Source organism: Streptomyces avidinii (assembly GCF_014650695.1).
Classification (GTDB): Bacteria; Actinomycetota; Actinomycetes; order Streptomycetales; family Streptomycetaceae; genus Streptomyces; species Streptomyces avidinii.
Genome location: NZ_BMVL01000008.1, coordinates 102,749 through 124,711, shown reverse-complemented (window position 1 = coordinate 124,711; position 21,963 = coordinate 102,749). Strand labels below are relative to the sequence as shown.

General features: G+C 71.0%; 18 protein-coding genes and 1 tRNA gene. 10 read left to right on the top strand and 9 right to left on the bottom strand.

Features of this window, described 5'->3' with window-relative positions; genetic code table 11:
* Positions 1–113 precede the first annotated feature (113 nt).
* The 7 genes from IE257_RS22090 (at position 114) to IE257_RS22060 (ending at position 10,019) form a co-directional block, all read left to right on the top strand.
* Positions 114–1,451 carry an acyltransferase family protein gene (locus IE257_RS22090; RefSeq protein WP_189971223.1) on the top strand — a complete coding sequence of 446 codons (1,338 nt, stop codon included), beginning with the start codon at positions 114–116 and terminating at the stop codon, positions 1,449–1,451.
* A gap of 28 nt (positions 1,452–1,479) precedes the next feature.
* On the top strand, positions 1,480–3,282 hold the full coding sequence (locus tag IE257_RS22085; protein ID WP_189971221.1) for an ABC-F family ATP-binding cassette domain-containing protein: 1,803 nt from the start codon (positions 1,480–1,482) through the stop codon (positions 3,280–3,282).
* A 179-nt stretch (positions 3,283–3,461) separates the two neighbouring features.
* On the top strand, positions 3,462–5,084 hold the full coding sequence (locus IE257_RS22080) for an outer membrane protein assembly factor BamB family protein (RefSeq protein WP_189971219.1): 1,623 nt from the start codon (positions 3,462–3,464) through the stop codon (positions 5,082–5,084).
* A 43-nt stretch (positions 5,085–5,127) separates the two neighbouring features.
* Entirely contained in the window at positions 5,128–6,837 is a 1,710-nt protein-coding gene (locus tag IE257_RS22075) for an outer membrane protein assembly factor BamB family protein (protein ID WP_189971217.1), read from the top strand.
* A gap of 158 nt (positions 6,838–6,995) precedes the next feature.
* On the top strand, positions 6,996–7,688 hold the full coding sequence (locus IE257_RS22070; protein WP_189971211.1) for a response regulator transcription factor: 693 nt from the start codon (positions 6,996–6,998) through the stop codon (positions 7,686–7,688).
* Positions 7,689–7,811: 123 nt separating this feature from the next.
* Positions 7,812–8,771: a UDP-glucose 4-epimerase GalE gene (galE, locus tag IE257_RS22065; protein WP_189971209.1), complete on the top strand. Its 960-nt coding sequence runs from the start codon at positions 7,812–7,814 to the stop codon at positions 8,769–8,771.
* A gap of 480 nt (positions 8,772–9,251) precedes the next feature.
* The gene (locus IE257_RS22060; RefSeq protein WP_189971207.1) at positions 9,252–10,019 is read left to right on the top strand and encodes a LuxR C-terminal-related transcriptional regulator; all 768 of its coding nucleotides are present in this window, start codon (positions 9,252–9,254) and stop codon (positions 10,017–10,019) included.
* Here IE257_RS22060 and IE257_RS22055 read toward each other — a convergent pair.
* Positions 9,978–10,475, bottom strand: coding sequence for a MarR family winged helix-turn-helix transcriptional regulator (locus tag IE257_RS22055; RefSeq protein WP_030386194.1), 498 nt, complete (start codon positions 10,473–10,475; stop codon positions 9,978–9,980). The two genes, IE257_RS22060 and IE257_RS22055, sit on opposite strands and share 42 nt — an antisense overlap.
* A gap of 161 nt (positions 10,476–10,636) precedes the next feature.
* Between IE257_RS22055 and IE257_RS22050 the strand changes: the two genes are divergently transcribed.
* Both IE257_RS22050 and IE257_RS22045 read left to right on the top strand, forming a co-directional pair.
* Positions 10,637–11,494, top strand: coding sequence for a trans-aconitate 2-methyltransferase (locus IE257_RS22050; RefSeq protein WP_189971205.1), 858 nt, complete (start codon positions 10,637–10,639; stop codon positions 11,492–11,494).
* Between the two features lie 2 nt (positions 11,495–11,496).
* Positions 11,497–11,889 carry a VOC family protein gene (locus IE257_RS22045; RefSeq protein WP_189971553.1) on the top strand — a complete coding sequence of 131 codons (393 nt, stop codon included), beginning with the start codon at positions 11,497–11,499 and terminating at the stop codon, positions 11,887–11,889.
* Positions 11,890–11,963: 74 nt separating this feature from the next.
* Here the strand turns inward: IE257_RS22045 and IE257_RS22040 are convergent, their stop codons facing one another.
* Both IE257_RS22040 and IE257_RS22035 read right to left on the bottom strand, forming a co-directional pair.
* Positions 11,964–12,638, bottom strand: coding sequence for a TetR/AcrR family transcriptional regulator (locus IE257_RS22040; protein WP_189971203.1), 675 nt, complete (start codon positions 12,636–12,638; stop codon positions 11,964–11,966).
* The gene (locus IE257_RS22035; protein ID WP_189971201.1) at positions 12,635–13,615 is read right to left on the bottom strand and encodes an acyl-CoA desaturase; all 981 of its coding nucleotides are present in this window, start codon (positions 13,613–13,615) and stop codon (positions 12,635–12,637) included. Before IE257_RS22035 ends, IE257_RS22040 begins: the two co-directional genes overlap by 4 nt.
* Positions 13,616–13,966: 351 nt before the next feature.
* Between IE257_RS22035 and ppc the strand changes: the two genes are divergently transcribed.
* Entirely contained in the window at positions 13,967–16,729 is a 2,763-nt protein-coding gene (gene ppc, locus IE257_RS22030) for a phosphoenolpyruvate carboxylase (RefSeq protein WP_189971199.1), read from the top strand.
* A gap of 58 nt (positions 16,730–16,787) precedes the next feature.
* On the opposite strand, the gene pth is transcribed toward ppc, so the two are convergent.
* The 6 genes from pth to IE257_RS22000 all read right to left on the bottom strand — a co-directional run bounded on the left by pth (position 16,788) and on the right by IE257_RS22000 (position 21,929).
* Complete coding sequence (gene pth, locus IE257_RS22025) at positions 16,788–17,378, bottom strand: aminoacyl-tRNA hydrolase (protein ID WP_189971198.1); 591 nt, start codon at positions 17,376–17,378, stop codon at positions 16,788–16,790.
* A 98-nt stretch (positions 17,379–17,476) separates the two neighbouring features.
* Positions 17,477–18,061 carry a 50S ribosomal protein L25/general stress protein Ctc gene (locus IE257_RS22020; RefSeq protein WP_189971196.1) on the bottom strand — a complete coding sequence of 195 codons (585 nt, stop codon included), beginning with the start codon at positions 18,059–18,061 and terminating at the stop codon, positions 17,477–17,479.
* A 205-nt stretch (positions 18,062–18,266) separates the two neighbouring features.
* Complete coding sequence (locus IE257_RS22015; protein WP_030386186.1) at positions 18,267–19,244, bottom strand: ribose-phosphate diphosphokinase; 978 nt, start codon at positions 19,242–19,244, stop codon at positions 18,267–18,269.
* 133 nt (positions 19,245–19,377) lie between these two features.
* Complete coding sequence (gene glmU, locus IE257_RS22010) at positions 19,378–20,823, bottom strand: bifunctional UDP-N-acetylglucosamine diphosphorylase/glucosamine-1-phosphate N-acetyltransferase GlmU (RefSeq protein ID WP_189971194.1); 1,446 nt, start codon at positions 20,821–20,823, stop codon at positions 19,378–19,380.
* 118 nt (positions 20,824–20,941) lie between these two features.
* Positions 20,942–21,012: transfer RNA gene (locus tag IE257_RS22005), tRNA-Gln, on the bottom strand.
* An 11-nt stretch (positions 21,013–21,023) separates the two neighbouring features.
* The gene (locus IE257_RS22000; protein ID WP_229920572.1) at positions 21,024–21,929 is read right to left on the bottom strand and encodes a hypothetical protein; all 906 of its coding nucleotides are present in this window, start codon (positions 21,927–21,929) and stop codon (positions 21,024–21,026) included.
* Positions 21,930–21,963 lie beyond the last annotated feature (34 nt).

Genomic DNA, 21,963 nt, shown 5'->3' with positions numbered 1-21,963 from the left:
TTGAGGCGCGGGGCTCGGGGCGGAGCCCCGGATCCTTGAGCCGGGGCTACTCAGGCGGGAGTTGAGTATGCGCACCCTGTCGGGACACGGCCCGTGCGGGCGACCGTAGGTCCATGACAGCCACCGCACGGGCCCTCGCCGACGCGACGCCCGCCGACCGCGACCGGTACGTCGACCTGCTGCGCGTCGCCTCGCTCGGCACCGTCATCGCCGGGCACTGGCTGATGGCAGCCGTCAGCGCCGACGGGATAGGGAATCTGCTCGCCCTCGTGCCCGCCCTCCAGGCGCTCACCTGGGGGCTGCAGATCATGCCCGTCTTCTTCTTCGTCGGCGGGTTCTCGCACGCCCTGTCCTACCGCTCCCTGGCCCGCCGCACCGACGGCCCCGTCTACGCCGTCTTCCTGTGGGCCCGGCTCCAGCGGCTGCTGCGCCCCACACTCGTCTTCGTCCTGGTGTGGGCCGCGCTCGCGCTCGCCGTGCAGCTCACCGGCCGCGACGGCGGTGCGCTGACCGGGGCCGCGCTGCGGCTGGTCACCCAGCCGCTGTGGTTCATCGGGATCTACCTGGCCATGGTCGCCTTCACCCCGCCGCTGCTGAAGCTGCACGAGCGCCACGGCTGGGGCGCCTTCGCCGCATTGGCCGGGGCGGCCGCGCTGGTCGACGTACTGCGCTTCGCGTTCGGGGTCCCGTACGTGGAGTTCCTGAACTTCGCCTTCGTCTGGCTCGCCGTGCACCAGCTCGGCTTCCTGCGCGCCGACGGCCGGATCCGCCGGCCCGCCGTCCTCGCCGCCGCGGGTCTCGCCGCGGCCGCCCTGCTGGTGGCGTACGGTCCGTACCCGCTGTCCATGGTGGGGATGCCCGGCGAGAAGGTGTCCAACATGGCCCCGCCCACCCTGGCCCTGCTCTGCCACGGCCTGTGGCTCGTCGGCGCCGTCCAGCTGCTGGCCCGGCCCGCCACCGCCTGGCTGCGCCGCCCGCGCGTCTGGCGCGGGGTCGTCGCGGCCAACGGCCTCGCCATGACCGCCTTCCTGTGGCACCTCACCGCCATGCTCGGCGTGTACGGGGTCCAGCTCGCCCTCGGCCTCGGTCTGCCGGCCCCGGCCACCGCCGCCTGGTGGGCGCAGGTGCCGGTACGGATCCTGGCCGCGGCCGCGGTCACGGGCGGACTGGTCGTGCTGTTCCGCCGCTTCGAGGCGCCCCGGCCGAGCTCCCCCGCCCCCGCGCCGGCCCCCCGCCGCACCGGCGGCCCGCTCGCCGCCCTCGGGATCACCCTGTGCCTGCTCGGCATCCTCGGTCTGTCCATGACCGGGCTCGGCGGTCTGCTCGACGGGCACAGCGCCACGCTGATCGCCCTGCCCGTCACCGCTCCGGCCGCGATCGCGATGGCGCTGGGCGGCTGGTACCTCGTGGAACGGTCTGCCCCGGCCCGGAGGGTTAGGCTGAGGGGCTGATCCACACCCTTTCCCTGGAGCGCGTCTGATGGCCGTCAATCTGGTCAATGTCGAGGCAGTCAGCAAGGTGTACGGCACACGTACCCTGCTGGACGGCATCTCCCTCGGCGTGTCCGAGGGGGACCGGATCGGCGTGGTCGGCCGCAACGGCGACGGCAAGACCACCCTCATCCGCATGCTCGCCAAGCTGGAGGAGCCCGACACCGGCCGGGTCACCCAGTCCGGCGGCCTGCGCATGGGCGTGCTCACCCAGCACGACTCCCTCGACCCCCGGGCGACCATCCGCCACGAGATCATCCGGGACATGGCGGACCACGAATGGGCCGGCAACTCCAAGATCCGCGACGTCCTGACCGGACTCTTCGGCGGCCTCGACCTGCCCGGCTTCGGCCAGGGCCTCGACACCGTCATCGGCCCGCTCTCCGGCGGCGAGCGCCGCCGGATCGCCCTGGCCAAGCTGCTCATCGCCGACCAGGACCTCCTGATCCTCGACGAGCCCACCAACCACCTCGACGTCGAGGGCATCTCCTGGCTGGCCAAGCACCTCCAGGAGCGCCGCTCCGCGCTCGTCTGCGTCACCCACGACCGCTGGTTCCTCGACCAGGTCTGCACCCGCATGTGGGACGTGCAGCGCGGCGACGTGCACGAGTACGAGGGCGGCTACAGCGACTACGTCTTCGCCCGCGCCGAGCGGGATCGGATCGCCGCCACCGAGGAGTCCAAGCGGCAGAACCTGATGCGCAAGGAGCTGGCCTGGCTTCGGCGCGGCGCACCCGCCCGGACCTCCAAGCCGCGCTACCGCATCGAGGCCGCGAACGAGCTGATCGCCGACGTGCCGCCGCCGCGCGACACCTCCGAGCTGATGAAGTTCGCCAACGCCCGCCTCGGCAAGACGGTCTTCGACCTCGAGGACGTCAGCGTGCACGCCGGCCCGAAGGAGCTCCTCAAGCACCTCACCTGGCACCTGGGCCCCGGCGACCGCGTCGGCCTCGTCGGTGTCAACGGCGCCGGCAAGACCTCCCTGCTGCGCGCGCTCGCCGAGGCCGCCCGCACCCAGGGGGACGTCCAGCCCGCCGCCGGCAGGATCATCGTCGGCAAGACCGTCAAGCTGGCCTACCTCTCGCAGGAGGTCGGCGAACTCGACCCGTCCCTGCGCGTCCTGGAGGCCGTCCAGCGCGTCCGTGACCGCGTCGACCTCGGCAAGGGCCGCGAGATGACGGCGGGCCAGCTCTGCGAGCAGTTCGGCTTCACCAAGGAGAAGCAGTGGACGCCGGTCGGCGACCTCTCCGGTGGTGAGCGGCGCCGCCTGCAGATCCTGCGCCTGCTGATGGACGAGCCCAACGTCCTGTTCCTCGACGAGCCCACCAACGACCTCGACATCGAGACCCTGACCCAGCTGGAGGACCTCCTCGACGGCTGGCCCGGCTCGATGATCGTGATCTCCCACGACCGCTTCTTCATCGAGCGCACCACCGACACGGTGATGGCGCTGCTCGGGGACGCCAGCCTGCGGATGCTGCCGCGGGGCCTGGACGAGTACCTGGAACGCCGGCAGCGGATGATCGAGTCGGCCGCCCCGGCGCCCGTCCAGGCCGCCAATGCGGCGAAGTCCACCGCCTCGGGGGACTCGCGTGCCGCGAAGAAGGAGCTGCAGAAGATCGAGCGGCAGCTGAACAAGCTGTCCGACCGCGAGGGCAACCTGCACGCCCAGATCGCCGAGAACTCCACCGACTACGACAAGGTGGCCAAACTCGACGCGGAGCTCCGCGAACTCCTCGCGGACCGCGACGATTTGGAGATGCGCTGGCTGGAGCTGGCCGAGGAGGCCTGACCGCGGCCGGGGCGGTCAGCCCCGCACCGACCCGCTCCACGGGTCAACTGGCCGGATAACGGCGGCGTCACGGGCCGGTCCTCCCTTGGGAACAGGGGGTGGACCGGCCCGATGTATGAGCGCTGTCAGTGATAGAAAGGTCATCCTCCCCGACCGCCTGATGCCGAAAGTGTGCGCTGATGACCGAGCCGCCCCAGCCGCCGAACCAGCCACCGACACCTTCCGGTTACGGACACCTGCCCGGCCCGCCGCAGCAGGGCTACGGATTCCCGCCGCCGAGCGAGAACCCGTACGCCCAGCAGCCCGGCCACCCGCCGCAGCCGCCCACCGTGCAGCAGCACGCGGGCCACGGCTACCCGCCGCCCCCGCCCGGCGGCGGTCCCGGCGCGACGCCGAAGAAGAAGCGGGCCGTCCTGATCGCCGCCGCGGTGGCCGCCGCCCTCGTCCTGGGCGGCGTCGGCTACGTCGCGTTCTCCGGCGACGACAAGGACGCGAAGCCGACCGCGCAGGAGCCCACCGACGCCAAGCCGTCCGTCGCCCCCTCCGTGGCGAAGGGCGACGGCAACGGCGACGCCGGCCCCCAGCAGGCGGACCTCAACGCCGGCCGCAAGCAGGGCGAGGACAAGGTCCTCTGGCTCAAGAGCGTCAAGATCGACGGCCCGGGCATGGGCGTCGACTCCGCCGGCCAGTGGGTGGTGGGCGACACCGTCGTCAAGACCGTGTGGAAGAACCTCAACGGCTACTCGGTCACCGACGGCAAGGAGAAGTGGACCCTTCCCTTCCCCGCTCTCATCTGCTCCGTCGCCGCGCAGGCCACGCCCGAGGGCCGGCTCGCCGTCATGTACCGCGACGGCGAGGGGGAGAACACCACCTGCAACCAGCTGCGCGTGGTCGACCTCAAGACGGGCAAGGAGGTCTGGTCGAAGGAGGTGCCCCAGGAAGGGCTCTTCGACATCTTCACCAGCCCCACCCTGGCCATGACCGGCGACACGGTCGCCGTCAGCCGCGGCGGCACCGCCAGCGCCTTCAGGATCAGCAACGGCGACAAGCTCTTCGCGAACCCCCGGGGCGAGGGCTGCCACCCGGACTCCTACGAGGCCGGCAACGGCAAGATGATCGCCCTGGTCACCTGCACGGACGAGGAGGCCAACACCGAGGTCCACGGCGTCGACCCCGTCACCGGCGCGAAGGCCTGGGCCTTCCGGCTCCCCGCGAAGTTCAAGGTCACCAGCATCTACTCGGTGAACCCGGCCGTCCTCGACATCGGCAACGAGCAGGAGAAGAAGCGCGCCATCGTGGTCCTGGGACCCGACGGGAAGCAGACCGCCACCGTCACCGGCGAGGGCAGCTTCGCCGTCGGCTGCGGCGACGCCGGCATCATCCGGGCCCTGTCGACCTGCCCCACGTCCGTCGTCGACGGCAACACCCTCTACATGCCCACCGCGGCGGCCACCGGCACGGCCAACGAGATCGTCGCCTTCGACCTGACCACCGGCAAGGCCAAGTGGCGCACCCCGGCCGGGGACAAGCGCACCCTCACCCCGCTCAAGGCCGTGGACGGGCAGCTGATCGCCTACCGCAAGGCGGCCGAGTCCGAGCAGGGCGGCGAGGTCGTCTCGATCCCGGCCGCGGGCGGCACGCCCACCGCGCTGCTGCGCCACCCCTCGGGCCCCGCCGCCCCGATCGAGTACGCCTTCTACAACCCGAGGATGGACTACGTGGACGGACGGTTCTTCATCTCCGTCAACCATCTGCGGGCTCAGGACGTGGAAGAGAAGCTCCTGATGGTCTTCGGCAAGTGAGAACGCGTCCAAGCAGCCGCCCACCGAGAGGCATGAGCAACCGATGAGTACCCCGCCGCCCCCCAGCCAGCCGCCGTCCGGCGGCTTCGGTGCGCCGCAGGATCCCCCGCCGGGCGGATTCGGCGCGCCCGTGCCGCCGCCCGGCCCGGCCGCGCCGCAGTCCGGTCCGCCGCAGCAGCCGCCGAGCGCGCAGCCCGCGTACGGGTACCCGCAGACGGGCCCCGGCTACGGCTACCCGCAGCAGCCCGGCACCCCGCCGCCGTTCGGCACGCCGCCGGCACCCGCAGCCCCGCCCCACGCCCCGGCCGCAGGCACCGGCAACGACAAGCGCAACCAGCTGATGATCGTCGGCGCGGCCCTCCTGGCCATCGTCCTCATCGTCGGCGGCGGCCTCTGGTACACCTCCGGCGACGGCGGCACCGACGACCGGGCGGACAGCGGCCCCAGCGCCTCCCCGGGCAGCGACAAGCCCCAGGACGTGGTGCCCGGTACCGAGAAGGTGCCCGGCAACCCGAAGTCGAAGCCCCTCCTGAACCTGCCGAACCCGGTTCCGGCGGACATCGCCACGGTCACCGGCTCCTGGCTGACCGACTCCACCTACATCAAGTCCGACCTCTCGAAGATCGTCGGCTACAACGTCGTCGACGGCGGCAAGAAGTGGGAGCTGCCCCTCGCGGGCGAGCTCTGCGGGGCGACCAAGCACGTCAGCGAGAACAAGACGGCGGTCCTCTTCAGGCCCACCCCGTCGACGCCCGAGAACAAGTACCCGCCGTGCACCGAGGTCGGTGTCATCGACCTGGAGAGCGGCAAGCTCGTCTGGTCCGGCAACGCCAAGAGCGCCACCGGCGGCGACAAGCCCGTCTCCCTGAACACGGTCACCCTCAGCGGCAAGACCGTCGCAGCGGCCGGCATCTCCGGGGGCGGCACCGCCTGGAACCTGGCCGACGGCAAGTCCCTGTGGCTGCCCAAGATCGACGGCGAGGGCTGCCGCGACGTCGGCTACGCCGGAGGCGAGGCGCTCGGCGCCATCCGCAAGTGCGGCCAGAGCCCCAACTACACCCTGTACGGGCAGCTCCTCGACCCGACCAGCGGTGCGCCCACCGCCTCGTACAAGCTCTCGCAGGGCATCGAGGACGCGTCCATCGTCTCCACCAAGCCGCTGATCGTGGCCGCCGACGTCGGCAAGACGGCGAAGAACGCCACGGGAGTCAGCGACCTCTTCGTCATCGACCCCAAGGGCGAGCTGAAGGCCCGTATCCCGCTCGCCTCCGGGGACTTCGCCGGCAAGTGCGGACTGGACGTCGAGAAGTGCGTCAACATGGTGGTCGGCAACGGCAAGCTCTACCTGCCGTCCTACGAGCACCAGGGCCAGTCCTCCAGCGGCCGCACCAACGAGCTGCTCTCCTTCGACCTGGAGACCGGCAAGCAGACCACCGACCGCGCCGACGCGGGCGAGGGGTACACGATGTTCCCGCTGCGCATGGACGGGTCGAACATCATCGCGTACAAGAACCCCCCGTACGACAAGGGCGGCCAGATCGTCAGCATCGACAGCAGGACGATGAAGGAAACCCTGCTCATGGAGAACCCGGCGGACAAGGTGAGCCAGCGCGCCGAGACCCAGTTCTCGCCGGAGTACTCCGAGTACCGCTACCACAACGGCAAGTTCTTCATCTCGCGGACGACGGTCAGCAAGCCGTTCACGGACAAGTCCGACCCGGAGTACCTCTTCGCGTCCTTCACCGCGAGCTGACGCACACGGCGCCGGTCCGCCCTCCACCCGAGGCGCACAGCACCGCCGAAAGCCCCCGAACGGTCCGTACCGATCGGGGGCTTCTGCGCGGTATCCCCCTCGCGCCGTCGAACAAGCGTGTAGCTTGCCGGGTCAGAAGGGTGGGGGGTGGTTCCTCAATGGGCGTACGGGTCGTGGTGGTCGACGAGCACCGGCTGCTGGCCGAGGCACTCGCCTCTGCCCTGAAGCTGCGCGGCCACCGGGTACTGGCCGCCGCCGCCCCGGCCGCGGGCGCCGCCGAGCTGGTCATCAGCCGCGCCCCGGAGGTCTGCCTCCTCGGCACCGCCACCCCCGCCGAGCCCGGGGTCTTCGAGCCCGTCGTCCGCATCAAGCGGGAACGCCCGCAGATCGCCGTGGTCGTCCTGGGCCCGGTGCCCAGTCCGCGCGGGATCGCGGCCGCCTTCGCCGCCGGCGCCTCGGGGTACGTGCGCCAGGACGAGCGCATCGAGGGCGTGGAGCGGGCCCTGGCCAAGGCCAGGGCGGGGGAGGTGGCGATCGCCCCGCAGCTGTTGCAGGGGGCCTTCGCGGAGCTCCTGAACCCCGCAGCCCAGCCCGACGACGAGGGCAGCCGGCTGCTGCGGCTGCTCACCCCGCGCGAGGTGGAGGTGCTGGTGCGGGTCGCCGAGGGCGAGGACACCCGGCTGATCGCCGCGGGCATGGAGATCGCCCCGAGCACCGCCCGTACGCACGTGCAGCGGGTCCTGATGAAGCTGGGCGTGGGGTCGCGGCTGGAGGCGGCCGCGCTGGCCGCCCGTACCGGTCTGCTGGACCGGGCGCTGCCCCCGGCGCCGCCCGCCGCCGCGCACGGCTGACGCGCGCGGTCGGGCGCGGGGGCGGGCGGCCGCCGATTTCCCCATGGGCGCGGAATCGGGTAAGCCATTCCTCAAGCACGCGCACGCACCCGCGCGTGCTCCCCCGCGAGAGGCAGTAGGCGAGTGAGCAAGTACCTGGTAACCGGTGGCGCCGGATACGTCGGCAGCGTGGTCGCGGCCCACCTTCTGGAGGCCGGCCACGAGGTGACCGTCCTCGACGACCTGAGCACGGGCTTTCGCGTCGGGGTCCCGGCGGGCGCCACGTTCGTCGAGGGCCGGATCCAGGACGCCGCCCGCCACATCGACTCCTCCTACGAGGCGGTGCTGCACTTCGCGGCCTCCTCGCAGGTCGGCGAGTCCGTGGTGAATCCGGGCAAGTACTGGGAGAACAACGTCGGCGGGACGCTGGCCCTGCTGGCCGCCATGCGCGGGGCAGGGGTGCGCAAGCTGGTGTTCTCCTCCACCGCCGCCACCTACGGCGAGCCCACGGAAGGCCTGCTGACGGAGTCCTCGGTGACTGCGCCGACCAACCCGTACGGTGCCTCGAAGCTCGCTGTCGACCACATGATCGCGGGGGAGTGCACGGCGCACGGCCTGGCCGCGGTGTCCCTGCGCTACTTCAACGTGGCCGGTGCCTACGGGGAGTTCGGCGAGCGGCACACCCCCGAGACGCACCTGATCCCGTTGGTCCTCCAGGTCGCGCTGGGCGAGCGGGAGTCGATCTCGGTGTTCGGCGAGGACTACCCGACCCCGGACGGCACCTGTGTGCGCGACTACATCCACGTCGCCGACCTGGCGGAGGCCCACCTGGCCGCCCTGCGGGTCGCCGCCGAGGGGGAGCACCTGATCTGCAACCTGGGCAACGGCAGCGGGTTCTCGGTCCGCGAGGTCGTCGAGACCGTCCGCAAGGTCACCGGCCGGGAGATCCCCGAGGTCGTCGCCCCGCGCCGGGCCGGCGACCCCGCGATGCTCGTCGCCTCCGCTCGCACGGCCCACGAGCGCCTCGGTTGGACGCCGAGCCGCTCGGACCTCACCGGCATCATCACGGACGCGTGGAACTTCGCGCGCACGCACGCCTCCTGAGCCCGCGGGTCCGTCCGGACCTCGGCCGTCCTTCGCGCCCCCCGCACCCCGGTCGGGGTGCGGGGGGCGTGTGCGTGAGAGCCGTGCGCTGCGGATGGGCGCCGTGCGCGGGCGCCCGGCGTGCACACGCCGGGTGAAATGCCCCCCGTGCAACTGCCCGCGGCACACGCCGGTACCGAAGCCGTCATCAGGACCTTCGGTGCAGTCGATTTCAAGCCACCACAAAGCCGGTTCGCAGCGCCCGCGCCGGAAAATCCCTGGGAAAACTTCTGCTATTCGGCCAACCGCCGGACGCCCCCGGGCCTACGCTGAGCGTGACACCGGTGGGGGCCGGTGTTGATTCAGGGGTCGAGACAAGTCGGGTACGTCGTCCGGTCCGGGGTAATGCAGAGATGTCACGGCGGCGGCCGGGTCAGCTGCGGATCACCCGGTCCGGGCGCCGTACCCGCCGTCGTCCGTTCCCCTACCCTTGGGGGTTTTGTGGTTCGTATCCGGGTTCTCGTCGTCGACGATCACCGCATCTTCGCCGAATCGCTCGCAGCCGCGCTCGCGGCCGAGCCGGACGTGGACGTGTCCGCGGCCGGCAGCGGCCCCGCCGCGCTGCGCTGCCTCGAACGCGCGGCGGCCGAGGGCCGCCGCTTCGACGTCCTGCTGGTCGACGCCGATCTCGGCGCCGCCCCGGGGGCCGTACCCGCCCAGCGGGAGCCCGGCTCCGGGGCGCCGCCGCCCGGCTCGGACGGGATCGCGCTGGTCGCGGGGGTGCGGGTGTCCCACGCCGGGGTCCGCACCGTCGTGCTCGCCGAGCGCGACGACCCCCGCCGTGCCGCCCTCGCGCTCCAGGCGGGAGCCTCGGGCTGGGTGGCGAAGGACTGCTCGCTCTCCCGGTTGCTGGCGGTCATCCGCGGGGTGCTGCGCGAGGAGACGCACCTGCCGCCCGCCCTGCTCACCGGGGTGCTCCGGGAGCTGACCGCGGCGCGCAAGCACCGTACGGACAGCGAGCGGCTGGTGGAGTCGCTGACTCCGCGCGAGCACGAGGTGCTGCGCTGCATGGTGGCGGGTCTGGGCCGCAAGGACGTGGCGGCGCGGCTGTTCCTGTCGCCGCACACGGTCCGCACGCACATGCAGAACGTGCTGGGCAAGCTCGGGGTGCACTCCACGCTGGCCGCGGTGGCCCTGGCCCGGCGGGCCGGCGTACGACCGGCGGACCTAGCCGGGGATGTTGTCGAACGGAGCGGTCAACTGGCGTAGCAGCCCGGCGAGATCGCCGCGCTGGTTCTGCGAGAGCTGGGCCAGGATCGCCCGTTCCTGGGCCAGCAGCCCGGCGAGGGCCTGGTCGGCGCGGTCCCGGCCCTCGGGAGTGAGCCGCACCAGGACCCCCCGGCGGTCGCTGGGGTCCGGGAGCCGTTCGACGAGGCCCTTCTTGGCGAGCCGGTCGATGCGGTTGGTCATGGTGCCCGAGGTGACCAGGGTCTGGGTCAACAACTGGCCGGGAGAGAGCTGGTAGGGCGCGCCGGCGCGCCGCAATGATGTCAGGACGTCGAACTCCCACGGCTCCAGGCCGTGCTCGGAGAAGGCCAGCCTGCGGGCGCGGTCGAGATGGCGCGCGAGCCTGCTGACACGGCTCAGTACCTCGAGCGGTTCCACGTCGAGGTCAGGGCGCTCCCGCCGCCATGCCGCCACCAGTCGGTCGACCTCGTCCTCCATGCCGATCAGTGTAAGGGGTCTGTCGATGTGAAGTCTCTTCACATCGAGTATCTTGATCACGAATATCTTGACATCGAGATATAAATGCAGCGAGCATGGGGCATGGAGGGGGCCGGAACGGATTCCGCTTCCGATCGCCCCGCCAGCAGGGAGGCTCGAACATGTATTCCGATACCGCGCGCGCCGGGACCCCCACGTCCACCGCGCCCTCCGCCCCGACCTGGGATCCCCAGCAGTACCTCCGGCACTCGGGCCACCGCACACGGCCCTTCCTCGACCTGCTCACCCGCATACCCGAACTGCCCCACGGCCCCGCCCGCATCGCCGACCTCGGCTGCGGCCCCGGCAACGTCACCACCCTCCTCGCCGACCGGTGGCCCGACGCCCGCATCACGGGCTTCGACCTCTCCCGGGAGATGCTCCACCGCGCCGACCAGGAGTACGCCGGGCCCACCCCCGGCGGCGGCACCCTCGACTTCCGCCACGGCGACCTCGCCACCTGGCTGCCCGAGGAGCCCTACGACCTGATCATTTCCAACGCCGCCCTCCAATGGGTCCCCGGCCACCCCGGCTCCTTCGGCGCCTGGATCAACGGCCTGCGCCCCGGCGGCACCTTCGCCTTCCAGATTCCCGGCAATTTCACCGCCCCCAGCCACGCCCTGCTCGCCGAGCAGTGCGACACCCCGCGCTGGCGGGCCCGGCTCGCCGGCCACGGCGCCCGCTACATCCATCTCCTCGAACCTGCCGAATACCTCGCCCGGTTCACCGCCCTCGGCTGCACCGCCGACGTGTGGGAGACCACCTACCACCAGCTGCTCCAGGGTCCCGACCCCGTGCTCGACTGGGTCAAGGGCACCGCTCTGCGCCCGGTCCTCACCGCCCTCGGCGACGACCGCGACGCCGTGGACGCCTTCCTCACCGAATACCGTGACCGGCTGCGCGCGGCCTACCCGACCGGCCCGCGCGGCACCGTCTTTCCGTTCCGCCGCATCTTCGCCGTAGCCCGCAAGGAGGCATGACCGTGCTGACCGCAGTCGACCACGTGCAACTGGCCGCGCCGCCGGACTCGGAGGACCGGCTCCGCGCGTACTACACGGACGTCCTCGGCATGACCGAGATCCCCAAGCCGCCCGTCCTGGCCGCCCGCGGGGGCTGCTGGTTCGCCGCCGGGCCGGTTCAGCTGCACCTCGGCGTGGAGGAGGACTTCCGGCCCGCGAGGAAGGCCCACCCGGGGCTGCGGGTGACCGACATCGAGGCGTACGCGAGCAGACTGCGGGAGCGGGGGGCCAAGGTCGTCTGGGACGAGAACCTGCCGGGCCACCGCCGCTTCTACTCGGAGGACCCCGTCGGCAACCGGCTCGAATTCCTGGAGCGGCACCGTCCGGAACCGGCGGCGGTGGAACCCTGCGCGTAGCGGCACCACACGACGGCGCCCCGTCACCGGATCTCCGGAGACGGGGCGCCGTCGTGTGGTGCGGCGTACGGGGCTCAGTTCTTGCGCCGGCCCACCAGCTGCGGCTTCGACTCCAGTCCGTCCAGCCCGTGCCAGGCCAGATTCACCAGGTGCGCCGCCACCTCCGACTTCTTGGGCTTGCGCACGTCCAGCCACCACTGCCCGGTCAGCGCCACCATCCCGACCAGCGCCTGCGCGTACAGCGGGGCCAGCTTGGGGTCAAAGCCTCGCGCCTTGAACTCCAGGCCCAGGATGTCCTCGACCTGCGTGGCGATGTCGCTGATCAGCGAGGCGAACGTGCCCGTCGACTGCGCGACAGGGGAATCCCGGACGAGGATCCGGAACCCGTCCGTGTAGGACTCGATGTAATCCAGCAGCGCGAAGGCCGCCTGCTCCAGCAGCTCCCGCGGGTGCCCGGCCGTCAGCGCCCCCGTCACCCCGTCCAGCAGCTGGCGCATCTCCCGGTCCACGACGACCGCGTACAGGCCCTCCTTGCCGCCGAAGTGCTCGTACACCACCGGCTTGGACACCCCGGCCTTCGCCGCGATCTCCTCCACCGAGGTGCCTTCGAAGCCCTTCTCCGCGAACAGGGTCCGGCCGATGTCCAGCAGTTGCTGGCGCCGCTCCGCGCCCGTCATCCGTACCCGGCGGCCGCGCCTGGGCTTGTCGCTGCTGGAATTGCTGCCGTCGATCGCCACGCCCCCCATCATGCCGCGTTCGACTCGTTTTCCCTGCGCCGGGCGTCGATGCGGGCCGCCGACGGCCAGCGCACGTCCGTCGCCCAGCCCAGCTGCTCGAACCAGCGGATCAGCCGCGCGCTGGAGTCGATCTGGCCGCGCAGCACACCGTGCCGCGCCGAGGTCGGGTCGGCGTGGTGCAGGTTGTGCCAGGACTCCCCGCACGAGAGCACCGCCAGCCACCAGACGTTGCCGCTGCGGTCCCGGGACTTGAACGGCCGCTTGCCCACGGCGTGGCAGATCGAGTTGATCGACCAGGTCACGTGGTGCAGCAGCGCGACCCGGACCAGGGAGCCCCAGAAGAACGCCGTGAACGCGCCCCACCAGGACATCGTCACCAGACCGCCCACCAGCGGGGGGATCGCCAGCGAGAAGATCGTCCAGAAGATGAAGTCCCGCGAGATCCGGCGGATCGCCGGGTCCTTGATCAGGTCGGGTGCGTACTTCTGCTGATCGGTCTGCTCCTCGTCGAAGAGCCAGCCGATGTGCGCCCACCACAGCCCCTTCATCAGGGCCGGCAGCGTCTCCCCGAACCGCCACGGCGAATGCGGGTCACCCTCGTGGTCCGAGAACTTGTGGTGCTTGCGGTGGTCCGCCACCCAGCGCACCAGCGGGCCCTCCACCGCCATCGACCCCATCACGGCGAGGGCGATCCGCAGCGGCCGCTTCGCCTTGAAGGAGCCGTGCGTGAAGTAGCGGTGGAAACCGATGGTGATCCCGTGGCAGGCCAGGAAGTACATGAAGACCATCAGGCCCAGGTCCAGCCAGCTCACCCCCCAGCCCCAGGCCAGCGGGACCGCCGCCAGCAGGGCCACGAAGGGGACGGTGATGAACAGCAGCAGAGCGATCTGCTCGATGGACCGCTTGTTCTCGCCGCCGAGGGTCGCGGACGGCGCAGTTGTCTCGGAGGGCGCGGACGCACCCTCGATCAGATCGGGACCGGTGGTCATGGGTGTCCCCTGGGGGGTGTGAGAAGTCGGCAGGCTCCCTGGTTACAGACCCTACGGACCCGTAACCTACGGCATCGTAAGTATGGCGCAGCCGGATCCCGAGGCAAGAGGGGCAGCACCGGGAGACGGAGCGCACGCCGGCTGTTCACGCGCCGCCTGGTGAGACGTTTGCCCAGGCACACGGATCGGACACCTATCCTGGTCCCGTCGGACAGCGCGGTCCGCACGGGCAGCCCGAGCTGCGCATCAGGAGCGGTGATCCGCCCCGGACCGAGTCCGGGGAAGGCATCGCCGTACGTCGCCGGGAGCCCACCGCCCAGTAGCGCTCGAACACTGCAAGGAGCCGCACCTGTGAGCAGTGCTGACCAGGCCCCCCAGGGCCAGGCCCCCGTCACCCCGGCCGCCACCGCCAACGCGGAACTGCGCGCGGACATCCGCCGCCTCGGCGACCTCCTCGGGGAGACCCTCGTACGCCAGGAGGGCCAGGACCTCCTCGACCTCGTCGAGCGCGTCCGCGCCCTCACCCGCACCGACGGCGAGGCCGCCGCCGCCCTGCTCGGCGACACCGACCTGGAGACCGCCGCCAAGCTCGTACGCGCCTTCTCCACCTACTTCCACCTCGCCAACGTCACCGAGCAGGTGCACCGCGGCAAGGAACTGCGCGCCCACCGTGCCGCCGAGGGCGGGCTCCTCGCCCGCACCGCCGACATGCTGAAGGACGCCGACCCCGAACACCTGCGCGAGACGGTCAAGAACCTCAACGTCCGCCCGGTCTTCACCGCGCACCCCACCGAGGCGGCCCGCCGCAGCGTCCTGAACAAGCTGCGCCGCATCGCCACCCTGCTGGAGGAGCCCGTCACCGGCGCCGGCGACCGCCGCCGCCACGACCTGCGCCTCGCCGAGAACATCGACCTCGTCTGGCAGACCGACGAACTGCGCGTCGTGCGCCCCGAGCCCGCCGACGAGGCCCGCAACGCCATCTACTACCTCGACGAGCTGCACGCGGGCGCCGTCGGAGACGTACTGGAGGACCTCGCCGCCGAGCTGCAGCGCGTCGGCGTCGAGATCCCCGCGGGCACCCGCCCGCTGACCTTCGGCACCTGGATCGGCGGTGACCGCGACGGCAACCCCAACGTCACCCCCGAGGTCACCCGGGACGTGCTGATCCTCCAGCACGAGCACGGCATCACCGACGCCCTGGAACTCATCGACTACCTGCGCGGACTCCTCTCCAACTCCATCCGCTACACCGGAGCCACCGAGGAACTCCTCGCCTCCCTCCAGGCCGACCTGGAGCGCCTCCCCGAGATCAGCCCGCGCTACAAGCGGCTGAACGCCGAGGAGCCGTACCGTCTCAAGGCCACCTGCGTCCGGCAGAAGCTCCTCAACACCCGAGAGCGCCTCGCCAAGGGCACCCCCCACGAGGAGGGCCGCGACTACCTCGGCACCGCCGAGCTGCTCACCGACCTCACCCTCATCCAGACCTCCCTGCGCGAACACCGCGGCGCGCTCTTCGCCGACGGCCGCATGGACCGCACCATCCGCACCCTGGCCGCCTTCGGCCTGCAGCTCGCCACCATGGACGTGCGCGAGCACGCCGACGCCCACCACCACGCGCTCGGCCAGCTCTTCGACCGGCTCGGCGAGGAGTCCTGGCGCTACGCGGACATGCCGCGCGACTACCGGCAGAAGCTCCTCGCCAAGGAACTGCGCTCCCGCCGTCCGCTGGCCCCCACCCCGGCCCCCCTCGACGCCGCCGGCGCCAAGACCCTCGGTGTCTTCGGTGCCATCAAGGACGCCTTCGAGAAGTTCGGCCCCGAGGTCATCGAGTCCTACATCATCTCGATGTGCCAGGGCGCCGACGACGTGTTCGCCGCCGCCGTCCTCGCCCGCGAGGCCGGCCTCATCGACCTCCACAGCGGCTGGGCCAAGATCGGCATCGTCCCGCTCCTGGAGACCACCGACGAGCTGCGCGCCGCCGACGTCATCCTCGACGAGATGCTCGCCGACCCCTCCTACCGGCGCCTGGTCTCCCTGCGCGGTGACGTCCAGGAGGTCATGCTCGGCTACTCCGACTCCTCCAAGTTCGGCGGCATCACCACCTCCCAGTGGGAGATCCACCGCGCCCAGCGCCGGCTGCGCGACGTCGCCCACCGCTACGGCGTGCGCCTGCGCCTCTTCCACGGCCGCGGCGGCACCGTCGGCCGCGGCGGCGGCCCCTCCCACGACGCGATCCTCGCCCAGCCCTGGGGCACCCTCGAAGGCGAGATCAAGGTCACCGAGCAGGGCGAGGTCATCTCCGACAAGTACCTGGTCCCCTCGCTGGCCCGGGAGAACCTCGAACTGACCGTCGCGGCCACCCTGCAGGCCTCCGCCCTGCACACCGCGCCCCGCCAGTCCGACGAGGCCCTCTCCCGCTGGGACGCGGCCATGGACGTCGTCTCCGACGCCGCGCACTCCGCGTACCGCGAGCTCGTCGAGGACCCCGACCTGCCCTCGTACTTCTTCGCGGCGACCCCGGTCGACCAGCTCGCCGACCTCCACCTGGGCTCCCGGCCCTCCCGCCGCCCCGACTCCGGCGCCGGCCTCGACGGCCTGCGCGCCATCCCGTGGGTCTTCGGCTGGACCCAGTCCCGTCAGATCGTCCCCGGCTGGTACGGGGTCGGCTCCGGCCTCAAGGCCCTGCGCGAGGCCGGCCAGGAGGACGTCCTCGCCGAGATGGGCGGACGCTGGCACTTCTTCCGCAACTTCCTGTCCAACGTCGAGATGACGCTGGCCAAGACCGATCTGCGGATCGCCCGCCACTACGTCGACACCCTCGTGCCCGAGAACCTCAAGCACGTCTTCGCCCGGATCGAGGCCGAGCACGAGCTGACCGTCCGCGAGGTCCTGCGCATCACCGGTGCCGAGGAGCTCCTCGGCACCAACCCGGTGCTCCAGCAGACCTTCGCCGTGCGCGACGCCTACCTGGACCCGATCTCCTACCTCCAGGTGTCCCTGCTGGCCCGCCAGCGCGCTGCCGCCGCCCGGGGCGAGGAGGCCGACCCGCTGCTCGCCCGCGCGCTGCTGCTCACGGTCAACGGCGTCGCCGCGGGCCTGCGCAACACCGGCTGAGCCCACCGGACGCGACGGAGCCCCCGCACCGGCCGGTGCGGGGGCTCCGTCGCGTCCGTCAGGAGTTGTACGACGACTGGGCGCGCTCCAGGCCCTCGGCGATCAGGCACTCCACGGAGTCCGCCGCCCGGTCCACGAACCACTCCAGCTCCTTGCGCTCCGTGGAGGAGAAGTCCTTCAGCACGAAGTCCGCGACCTGCATCCGGCCCGGCGGACGCCCGATGCCGCACCGCACCCGGTGGTAGTCGGGTCCCATGGACTTGGTCATCGACTTCAGGCCGTTGTGCCCGTTGTCCCCGCCGCCCAGCTTCAGGCGCAGCGTCGGGTAGTCGATGTCCAGCTCGTCGTGGACCGCGACGATCCGCTCCAGCGGCACCTTGTAGAAGTCGCGCAGCGCCGTCACCGGGCCGCCGGACAGGTTCATGTACGTCATGGGCTTGGCCAGCACCACCCGGCGGTTCGCCGGCCCCGGCGGACCCATCCGGCCCTCGACCACCTGGGCCCGGGCCTTGTGCGCCTTGAACTTCCCGCCGATCCGCTCCGCCAGTAGATCGGCCACCATGAACCCGATGTTGTGGCGGTTGCCCGCGTACTCGGGTCCCGGGTTCCCCAGGCCCACGATCAGCCAGGGCGCCGCGTCGTCCGACATCAAAAGCTCCTCGGTTCCTCTACGAAGACGACCGCCGTCCCGCTCCAGTGGAGCCGGACGGCGGTCGGTCAGCAACTGCTGAGGGGGTGGGGAGAGGCTCAGGCCTCTTCGCCCTCGGCGCCCTCGGCGGCCGGCTCCTCGGCCTGCGGGGCGACGACCTGCAGGACGGCGATGTCACCGTCGACGGCCAGCGTGGTGCCGGTCGGCAGGACCAGGTCCTTGGCGTGGATGGTGGCGCCGGCCTCGAGGCCCTGGATCGAGACGGTGACCTCGGTCGGGATGTGGGTGGCCTCGGCCTCGACGGAGATGGTGTTCTGCAGGGTCTCCAGCAGGTTGCCGCCGGCGGCCAGCTCGCCCTCGGTGACGATCGCGACGTCGACGGTGACCTTCTCGCCCTTCTTGACGATCAGGAAGTCCACGTGGGAGATCGAGCGCTTCAGCGGGTGCTTCTGCACGGCCTTCGGGATGACCAGCTCGGTGCCGCCGTCCTTGATGTCCAGGGAGATCAGGACGTTCGGGGTGCGGAGCGCCAGCTGCAGGGCGTGGGCGTCGACGTTGACGTGCTTCGGGTCGGTGCCGTGGCCGTAGATGACCGCGGGCGTCAGGGCGTCACGACGGGCCTGGCGGGCAGAGCCCTTGCCGAAGTCGGTGCGGGTCTGGGCGGCAAGCTTGATCTCGGACATGCTCACTCCTCGTGGGGTGACGGAAAGCGGACGACAGTCACCCGGCCGGAACGGCCTGCTACGAAGAGCGCGTCGATAACGGAGCATCCGTACCGAAAACAGGTACGGCCTCCCTCGCCGAGCAACTCATGGAGTGTACCCGGCGGGAGAGGCCGCACCAAAAGGATCTACCGGGGAGCGGAGACCGCTCCCGTCACCGCTCCGATTACTGCTGCTCCTCGAAGAGGCTGGTCACGGAGCCGTCCTCGAAGACCTCGCGCACCGCGCGCGCGATCATCGGGGCGATCGACAGCACCGTGATCTTGTCGAGCTCCAGGTCGGACGGGTCCGGCAGGGTGTTCGTGAAGACGAACTCGCTGACCTTGGAGTTCTTCAGGCGGTCGGCAGCCGGGCCCGACAGGATGCCGTGCGTGGCCGTGACGATGACGTCCTCCGCGCCGTGCGCGAACAGCGCGTCGGCGGCGGCGCAGATGGTGCCACCGGTGTCGATCATGTCGTCGACCAGGACGCAGACGCGGCCCCGGACCTCACCGACGACCTCGTGGACGGTCACCTGGTTGGCGACGTCCTTGTCGCGGCGCTTGTGCACGATCGCCAGCGGCGCGTCCAGGCGGTCGCACCAGCGGTCGGCCACGCGCACACGGCCGGCGTCCGGGGACACGATCGTGAGCTTGGTGCGGTCCACCTTGGCGCCGACGTAGTCCGCGAGGACGTTCAGGGCCGAGAGGTGGTCCACCGGGCCGTCGAAGAAGCCCTGGATCTGGTCCGTGTGCAGGTCGACCGTGAGGATGCGGTCGGCACCCGCGGTCTTCAGCAGATCGGCGACCAGGCGGGCCGAGATCGGCTCGCGACCCTTGTGCTTCTTGTCCTGGCGGGCGTACCCGTAGGACGGGACGATCACGGTGATGGAGCGTGCCGACGCGCGCTTGAGCGCGTCGATCATGATCAGCTGCTCCATGATCCACTTATTGATCGGAGCCGTGTGGCTCTGGATCAGGAAGCAGTCCGCGCCACGTGCCGACTCCTGGAAGCGGACGTAGATCTCACCGTTCGCGAAGTCGAAAGCCTTGGTCGGCACGAGGGCGACGCCCAGCTGATGCGCAACCTCCTCGGCCAGCTCGGGGTGGGCGCGGCCGGAGAAGAGCATCAGCTTCTTCTCGCCGGTCGTCTTGATCCCGGTCACAGCACAGTCTCCTCAGACGTGTTGAAGCTGCTCGCCCCCATGTGCGTCCGTCCCGCACACGGTGAGCCAGCCGAATTGCGTGCACCTATCACGGTACGCCGTTGCGGGCGTACCTGTTTCCGGTCAGTTCACCTCAGGGGCGCTCGGCGTCCTCCGAGGCCGCCGACTGCGCCGCCGTGGCAGCGGCACTGCCCGGACGCTTGCGGGCCACCCAGCCCTCGATATTCCGCTGTTGGCCACGGGCCACGGCCAGGGCGCCGGGCGGCACATCCTTGGTGATCACGGAGCCGGCGGCCGTGTAGGCGCCGTCCCCGATGGTGACGGGAGCCACAAACATGTTGTCGGAGCCCGTCTTGCAGTGTGAGCCGACGGTGGTGTGGTGCTTGTGCTCGCCGTCGTAGTTCACGAAGACGCTCGCGGCGCCGATGTTGGTGTACTCGCCGATCGTCGCGTCGCCGACGTACGACAGGTGGGGGACCTTGGTGCCCTCGCCGATCGTCGCGTTCTTCATCTCGACGTAGGTACCGGCCTTGGCCTTCGCACCGAGGTTCGTGCCGGGGCGCAGGTAGGCGAAGGGACCCACGCTCGCCTGCGGGCCCACGACCGCGCTCTCGGCGACCGTGTTGTCCACCCGGGCGCCCGCGCCCACATGGGTGTCCCTGAGCCGGGTGTTGGGGCCGACCTCGGCGCCCTCGGCGATGTGCGTGGTGCCCAGCAGCTGGGTGCCGGGGTGCACGATCGCGTCCTGCCCGAAGGTGACGGTCACGTCGACGAACGTGCCGGCGGGGTCGACGACCGTGACGCCCGCGAGCATGGCCTGCTCCAGCAGGCGCGCGTTCAGCAGGGCGCGGGCCTCGGCGAGCTGGACGCGGTTGTTGATGCCGAGGATCTGCCGGTGGTCGCTGCCGACGGCGGCGCCGACGCGGTGCCCGGCCTCGCGCAGGATGCCGAGGACGTCGGTGAGGTACTCCTCGCCCTGGCTGTTGTCGGTGCGGACCTTGCCGAGCGCGTCGGCGAGCAGGGCGCCGTCGAAGGCGAAGACGCCCGAGTTGATCTCACGGATCGCGCGCTGGGCGTCGGAGGCGTCCTTGTGCTCGACGATGGCCGTCACGGCGCCGCCGGCGTCCCGGACGATCCGCCCGTAGCCGGTGGAGTCGGGAACCTCGGCGGTCAGCACGGTGACGGCGTTGCCGTCGGCGTCGTGCGTCTGCGCGAGGCGGGCCAGGGTCTCCCCGGTCAGCAGCGGGGTGTCGCCGCAGACGACGATCACGGTGCCGGTCGGACCGCCGCCGAGCTCTTCGAGGGCCATGCGGACGGCGTGCCCGGTGCCGTTCTGTTCGTACTGGACGGCGGTGCGGACGTCGGCGTCGATGCCGGCCAGGTGCGCGGTGACCTGCTCCCGGGCGTGCCCGACGACCACGACGAGGTGCTCGGGGTCCAGCTCGCGGGAGGCGGCGACGACGTGACCGACGAGCGAGCGCCCGCAGATCTCGTGCAGAACCTTGGGAGTCGCCGACTTCATGCGGGTGCCTTCACCCGCTGCGAGTACGACGACGGCTGCCGGGCGGTTGGCGCTCACGGGTGTGCCCTTCGGCTTCGGGGGTGGACCCGTGAAGGATACCGGGGTGCCGGTCCGCCGGAATGAGGCCGGGCCCCGACCGAGAGGTCGGGGCCCGGATTGAGCAGCTTGCCTTGGGCTCCCGGAGAAGGATTCGAACCCTCATTCAATGGACCAAAACCATTTGTCCTGCCCTTAGACGATCCGGGATGGCTTGCCCGTTATGTCCGATTTCGTTGATCGAGATGGGACGCAGCCCCTACTATGCCGTACCACCAGCCCTCGACGCGACGGTACAGATCGGCGCCTTGCGGAACGCGAACGGCGAGGCAGCCGTAGTAGCTCTCGCCGACGTTCATCCGCGTCGTCCGGGGGTCGTGTCGTTTGACGGTCCTCTTGAGGAATTGCGACGGGTCCGCGCCGACGAGGTCTGCCCAGAACCTCTCCGCACCTGCGATATCGGCCGTCTCGTGGATCATCACGCTGTAGCGAAGGCGCTCTCCTTTGATGCCCAGCAGGCGCAGCCATGCGAGGTAGAGGCGGATCATGTCCGGATCGCTGTTGACGAAGATCACGCGCTCGCGCCGGGCGTACGCCTTGTCCTTGCTGCCCTCGGCCCAGTAGAGGCCGACCCCGACGAGGAATAGCTCTCTTTCCGACAGGCGGCCGACGTCGCGGCTCGCGGCCTCTTTCGTTTCCCGCCTTTCCGCTTCGCGCACCTGAAGGGTTCGGTCCCATCCCCGACGGGCGATGGCGGACGACTGCTCCTTGGTGCGCTTGCGATCCGGCTTCGGGAGGTCTCTGACCCAGAGGGAGATCGAGCTCTTCGAGCAGCCGAGTTCGAGCTGGATCCGGTCGTACGTCATGCCCTGGAGGCGGAGTTCGCGGGCGCGGGCGCGGAGGTCGTCCCTTGCGTTCGGGCGTTTCGTCCACTCGGGTGGCGGCTCGCCCTCCAAGAGGCGGTTGAGGATGTCGTTGTTGTGGACGGCCAGGCGGTCGCGGATGTTCCGGCGGCTGAGGCCTTCCCGGCGGAGGGTCACGGCTTGCTCGCGGAGGGCCTCGAAGGTCGTGGCGCCCGTGCGTAGGCCGCCGGTTCCGTCGCCGGGGCGACGTCGGGTTTCTGTCATGGCGTCAATGTGGTCGGAATGCGGGATTCAGGTC

What these genes read in the sequence shown, in the direction of transcription:
- IE257_RS22040 (WP_189971203.1), bottom strand. Translation starts at nt 12,638, where the DNA reads ATGATGGGGGGCGTGGCGATCGACGGCAGCAATTCCAGCAGCGACAAG.
- pth (WP_189971198.1), bottom strand. Translation starts at nt 17,378, where the DNA reads ATGTCGGACGACGCGGCGCCCTGGCTGATCGTGGGCCTGGGGAACCCG.
- IE257_RS22055 (WP_030386194.1), bottom strand. Translation starts at nt 10,475, where the DNA reads ATGGAGGACGAGGTCGACCGACTGGTGGCGGCATGGCGGCGGGAGCGC.
- IE257_RS22085 (WP_189971221.1), top strand. Translation starts at nt 1,480, where the DNA reads ATGGCCGTCAATCTGGTCAATGTCGAGGCAGTCAGCAAGGTGTACGGC.
- IE257_RS22075 (WP_189971217.1), top strand. Translation starts at nt 5,128, where the DNA reads ATGAGTACCCCGCCGCCCCCCAGCCAGCCGCCGTCCGGCGGCTTCGGT.
- IE257_RS22035 (WP_189971201.1), bottom strand. Translation starts at nt 13,615, where the DNA reads ATGACCACCGGTCCCGATCTGATCGAGGGTGCGTCCGCGCCCTCCGAG.
- IE257_RS22000 (WP_229920572.1), bottom strand. Translation starts at nt 21,929, where the DNA reads ATGACAGAAACCCGACGTCGCCCCGGCGACGGAACCGGCGGCCTACGC.
- IE257_RS22020 (WP_189971196.1), bottom strand. Translation starts at nt 18,061, where the DNA reads ATGTCCGAGATCAAGCTTGCCGCCCAGACCCGCACCGACTTCGGCAAG.
- IE257_RS22070 (WP_189971211.1), top strand. Translation starts at nt 6,996, where the DNA reads ATGGGCGTACGGGTCGTGGTGGTCGACGAGCACCGGCTGCTGGCCGAG.
- IE257_RS22080 (WP_189971219.1), top strand. Translation starts at nt 3,462, where the DNA reads ATGACCGAGCCGCCCCAGCCGCCGAACCAGCCACCGACACCTTCCGGT.
- IE257_RS22050 (WP_189971205.1), top strand. Translation starts at nt 10,637, where the DNA reads ATGTATTCCGATACCGCGCGCGCCGGGACCCCCACGTCCACCGCGCCC.
- IE257_RS22090 (WP_189971223.1), top strand. Translation starts at nt 114, where the DNA reads ATGACAGCCACCGCACGGGCCCTCGCCGACGCGACGCCCGCCGACCGC.